This window comes from Idiomarina fontislapidosi, assembly GCF_003226255.1.
In the GTDB taxonomy this organism is placed as follows: domain Bacteria; phylum Pseudomonadota; class Gammaproteobacteria; order Enterobacterales; family Alteromonadaceae; genus Idiomarina; species Idiomarina fontislapidosi.
In genome coordinates this window covers 1-4,670 of sequence record NZ_QJST01000027.1, presented here as the reverse complement: position 1 = coordinate 4,670, position 4,670 = coordinate 1, and the positions used below count along the sequence as shown (strand labels likewise).

The following is a 4,670-nucleotide window of genomic DNA, read 5'->3' as shown; positions in this document are numbered from 1 at the left end:
ACAGTGAACTCCTCCGTTCTGCTGTACCGAACCTTATCAGATCAACCGGCCAAGATAATTGTCGCTAGACCGGCCACCGTAATTGTCGCTTAATAAGTTGTAATCAAAATTCACTTACTTATATGGCTCAAAGCCTCAGCAACATCTTGAATAGGTATGAACATATTACCCACTGATTTTCGAGCACCAACCTCGTTGCCATTAGACACGATACCTATAACATCACCATCAAGATTGAGAACCGCACCACCACTAAATCCATGATGAATGTTACAACTCAGCAGATAACGGTCATTTTTTTGGAATTTAGTTTTGCCCTGAATAGTACAATATAAAATCTCAGGAGGTGTTCCTTCTGTATGATTCGGAAAGCCTATTGCAACGACCTTAGTCCCTTTTCGATAATCTGGTGATGACGCAATTTTAAGAGAGGGCTGGCTGTGTTGGTGAACACTGGGACAAATTAGTGCAACGTCATTTGTATCTGACGCCCCCAAAAAGGATATTAGAGGTAAATCTTTCGCATAATCAAAAGGGCCCGTTATTACCACATGCCCCTCAAAGTTCGAGGTGGTTACGCACTTAAGAACATGCTTATTTGTTACGAAGCCCAAATTTTCTATTAAAACGCAGGAGCCCTGAGTTGAGTCATAATAATTATGGAGTACATAAACAGATTCAGCGAGAAGCGTTTCCCAATCCTTATTGTAATCTTCGTTCGGGCAACCCAAGGCAACTGTTAACCTATAGGCGAGCCTGCGATACACAGGTGATGCTTCCCCTTTAACCATTCTTATATAGTTTACTCGCCCTTTCACAATCTTAAGTATTAAGTCCCCTTCATTCAGAAAAGTTCGTTGTCGCGCTCTTGGTGAAAGACTTTTAGTCCTATATTTTTTGAGATGCTCACGCTCAGCATTTGCGCTGCCCCATTTGCATATTGAGTAGAGAATTGATGCGGTTTTTCTAACGAACGAGCGGGTAACATTTACCTTTCTATTTACCGTTATGCCAGTAACGCCTTGATGCTGACCTCTTCCTTGAAGCCGAGTTTTGTTTACATTTATATCAAAACCATTTGCCTTTATTATGTTTTTAAGATCCTTGCCAACCTTAACCTGGGCACTTTCGTCAATAGTTAAAATGCCATGATTTTTAAGCAAGTTTAAAGAGTTCGACGAAAATGTTAAGTCATCTGCATACCTTGAGTAATTTACTCCAGCTCTTCTTGCCAAGGCTGTAAGATTTCCGTCCAGCTTGAACGCAATTAAATTGGAGATTAAGGGAGAGGTTGGGGCCCCCTGAGGTAATTGATTATCAAAGCAGACTATCTGCGCCACTACCGTCGCAACTTTTGCCGGCAGGTTAAATGGAGCTGATTCAAAAAGCCTTTTTACCCTACCGAAGTTTATAGAGCCAAAAAAGTCTAAAAGGTCGAGATTGAAAACAAAATTCTTTCTAACGTGCCTGCTAGCATTCGAGACTATGCTTTTACCTTCTATGAAACCGTGCGCAGCTTCTCTATGGCTGGTATAAGGCTCGATTAAGGGTTTAAGCTTCCTTTGAATTTCTTTGAGGGGTTTGATTGGTGTCGTGATTTCACGCATTCCACCAGACTTTTTGGGTATCTCGAAGGAGCGATATAACTTCCTCTTTGAATACAAAAACGACCCTAAAGCTTCGTAGTTGGTATCCAATAAATATGCCAACATTTCGACATTCGCGCAATCACTGAGCTTCTTAGGGAAAAAGTCTATCAAGAGCAATCCTTGCAGGCGACTTAAGGAAACTGCGGGTGAACTATTTTCTCTTTACCTCTATAAGACAACTTAACACTTAGAGTAATCAGATAAACGGCAAAAATGCCGTTATTTAACTCTTATGCTGATAAGCATAAGGAAAGTAAATTCTGTTCACCCGCAAATCAAGATGTTAGCGTAAAAACTTTAATCTGAAAAGCGTCCACAGGGAGTATCGAAAAAGCCAGCGCGAATGAATTGGTTGGCTTATGCTAATATATACGTATAATACTTGACCGTTTTATCGTTATGTGATTGAAATGGCTAATGAGTGGTCATGAGTCATGAGGATAACCAAGGAGGCTTTATGGCTAATGTATTTGATGCTGCGGTTTACATCTTGGAAAAAAGCGGCCCAATCTCAGCAATGAAGCTTCAGAAGCTCGTATACTACAGCCAAGCATGGTCGCTTGTTTGGGAAGAGGACGAACTTTTTGCTGAAGACTTTGAAGCGTGGGCAAATGGTCCTGTAGCGAGGGACTTGTATTCGTCCCATCGAGGGCTATTCAAAGTTGATGCCAATCATTTTAACGCAAAAGGCAGCTCAGACAATCTCTCTGAGGAACAGCAAGACACCATTGATAAAGTATTAGAGTTTTACGGTGACAAGACCGCCCAGTGGCTAAGTAACCTGACTCACAAAGAGGCACCATGGAAAGATGCGCGTGGGGACATTGAGCCAATGGCAAGCTGCTCAACAACGATTACTAAGGCTTCGATAGCAGAGTACTATTCTGCTCTTTGAAAATGAGCAGGAAAGAGAGAAGAGCTCAAAGGAAAGCCGAGCAAGACAAAAAGAAGAAAGCAAAAGCTGTTAAGTTTGCTGAAGCCGTCATGCAAGAGGGTAAGCAAGCAGGTCCCAAAAAAGTTGAAGCACTTCCAGACGACGAAAAACTCCCGCTTACTGAAGCAAAATTCGGCACTCTCGAAATCCCCAAGCAAGCTGTCTCGTTAGCGGACGGTGCGCGATACGGCTACGAAATGACATGGTGTGCAAGGCATGCAGATCGCGATGGGCATTGGTCCTGGGGAGAAGCTCGCAGGTGGAGCGACCAAGAGTGGTGCGAAGATATCAAATCCACTTTAAATGGATTGGAGAGGCATGACTGGAAAGAAATCCAAGCCATGACATCCGATGCAAGCCATTTAATGCATCATGACCAAGAGATATCGACCCTTTGCCAAGAGGCTCAACAAAGATGGCTTGATCTAGACCTGGAGGAATTCGATTCATCATTCAGGTTTCGTATGGGAAATCGCAAGCGAGCTTGGGGTATTGAACTACAAGGCCACTTTTTTCTAATCTGGTACGAACGAGAACATAAAATATACCCAACGGGCCCGTGAACTTAACCTGCTGCGTCAATACAAATGAGGCGACTTCACGAACCTTACAGCCCTTATCAGAGGTAACGAGTAAACCGCTAAGGGTGGGTCAATTTTACTTTACCGCTAGGTGGGTCAAAATTAGATTACCGTTGACAGTCAATGCAGCAACGAATGACAAAAGAGTTAGTTCTTGATGCGCTGCTAATGGCGGTATGGAGGCGCAATCCTAAGCAACAAGTAACGGTGCATTCCGATCAGGGAAGCCAATACACTAGTCATGACTGGCAGGCATTCCTCAAAGCCAATGGACTGGAAGGTAGCATGAGCAGACGAGGCAACTGCCATGATAGTGCTGTTGCTGAGAGCTTCTTCCAGTTGCTGAAACGTGAACGTATCAAACGAAGGATCTACTCAACAAGAGGTGATGCCAAAAGTGATATCTTTGATTACATCGAGATGTTTTATAACAGCAAACGCAAACACGGTTCCAATAACCTGCTGTCACCAGTAGAGTATGAGAACCGTTACCAAGTGGAATGCCCCCAGTATCATTGACACCCTGACTCCTCAGAATGAGGCTTGCTCAAACTGCTCAGGGCTAATGCCCCCGAGGTGACTATGTCGCCGTTTCCGATTATAGAATACTTCAATGTAATCAAAAATGTCAGCGCGCGCTAATTCCCGCGTTCTATAGACCCGCTTTTTAACCCGTTCTTTCTTTAAACTACTAAAGAAAGACTCTGCAACGGCGTTATCCCAACAGTTAGCCCGACGACTCATACTGGGCTCTAAGTTATTAGACTTACAAAACCGGAGCCAATCATCGCTGCCGTATTGTGATCCCTGATCAGAATGCACCAAGACTGGCGAGGTTGGTTTTCGACGCCACACAGCCATTAACAGAGCGTCTAAAACAATCTCTTTAGCGAGGCTAGGCTTCATCGACCACCCGACAATATTCCGCGCGTAAAGGTCCATGACAACCGCAAGAAAAAGCCAGCCCTGCCAAGTCCGGATATAGGTAATATCAGTCACCCAGGCTTGATTGGGTCGTGCCACGGTGAACTCTCGCTGCAATAGATTAGGAGTGACAATAGCTGGCCGGCCGGCTCCGTATCGAAATCGCTTATATCCCCTCGAGGCCATGATATTATGTGCATTCATAATTTTTAAAACACGGTTTTTACCAACCGACTCGCCGAGCTCGCACAAATCCAGATGAATGCGCCGATAGCCGTAAACACCGCCACTTGCGCTATGCGAATCTTTTATTAAGGGAAGCAGTCGGCGATCTTCCAAGGCACGATCAGATAAAGGTTTATCGATCCAAAAATAGAAACCTGCACGCGCAACCTCAAGAACTCGACACATCAAAGCAATTGAATGAATGCGCCGATGTTCATTGATGAACTGGTACTTTACTCTGGCTGGCTTGCAAAGTACCTTGCTGTAGATTCAAGTGGTCAATGCAACAGTTTTACTATACTACTGATTTGCATGAGTACTTCTGATGAAACGAGCAAAACGTACATTCACACAAGA

The 4,670-nt window shown here is 43.9% G+C and carries 3 protein-coding genes and 2 pseudogenes; 3 read left to right on the top strand and 2 right to left on the bottom strand.

Annotated features, from left to right (window positions below):
- Positions 1-110: 110 nt before the first annotated feature.
- A complete protein-coding gene (locus DFP83_RS13235; RefSeq protein ID WP_220025589.1) occupies positions 111-1,712 on the bottom strand; it encodes a reverse transcriptase domain-containing protein in 1,602 nt (533 codons plus the stop codon).
- A 394-nt stretch (positions 1,713-2,106) separates the two neighbouring features.
- Between DFP83_RS13235 and DFP83_RS13230 the strand changes: the two genes are divergently transcribed.
- From DFP83_RS13230 to DFP83_RS13220, 3 genes and pseudogenes are all read left to right on the top strand, one after another.
- Positions 2,107-2,544, top strand: a complete 438-nt coding sequence (locus DFP83_RS13230; protein WP_110576510.1) for a Panacea domain-containing protein — start codon at positions 2,107-2,109, stop codon at positions 2,542-2,544.
- A 2-nt stretch (positions 2,545-2,546) separates the two neighbouring features.
- The gene (locus DFP83_RS13225) at positions 2,547-3,146 is read left to right on the top strand and encodes a hypothetical protein (RefSeq protein ID WP_110576508.1); all 600 of its coding nucleotides are present in this window, start codon (positions 2,547-2,549) and stop codon (positions 3,144-3,146) included.
- Between the two features lie 138 nt (positions 3,147-3,284).
- Positions 3,285-3,683: pseudogene (locus DFP83_RS13220) on the top strand (IS3 family transposase); the annotation flags it as partial.
- Positions 3,684-3,695: 12 nt separating this feature from the next.
- On the opposite strand, the pseudogene DFP83_RS13215 reads toward DFP83_RS13220, so the two are convergent.
- Positions 3,696-4,571 (bottom strand): annotated as a pseudogene (locus DFP83_RS13215) (IS3 family transposase); the annotation flags it as partial.
- Positions 4,572-4,670 lie beyond the last annotated feature (99 nt).